Origin of the sequence: Ciceribacter ferrooxidans (assembly GCF_004137355.1) — a bacterium.
GTDB lineage: Bacteria > Pseudomonadota > Alphaproteobacteria > Rhizobiales > Rhizobiaceae > Allorhizobium > Allorhizobium ferrooxidans.
In genome coordinates, this window is record NZ_SDVB01000063.1 from 1 (window position 1) to 261 (window position 261).

Consider the following 261-nt stretch of genomic DNA (forward strand, 5'->3'; position numbering starts at 1 on the left):
CAGCTATGCGGTCAGCAGCTATCTCAATGCCATGGAGCAGGCGGGCGTCATGCGCACGCTTGCCGAACCGAGCCTGACGGCGATTTCGGGCGAGCGCGCCAAGTTCTATGTCGGTGGCGAATTCCGCCTTCCGGCAGAACAAGAGGTCTCCACGGATGCAGATACGGGCCAAACCACCGTTTCCCGGACGACCGACACAGTAAACTACGGGATCGAGCTCAACTTCCGTCCTGTCGTGCTGGCGCCCGGCCGCATCAGCCT

At 62.1% G+C, this 261-nt stretch carries 1 protein-coding gene; it reads left to right on the plus strand.

The features are described 5' to 3' along the window. Positions 1 to 261: secretin GspD/PilQ domain-containing protein (locus EUU22_RS01510; protein ID WP_500681134.1), on the plus strand; the 261-nt coding region annotated here is incomplete at both ends.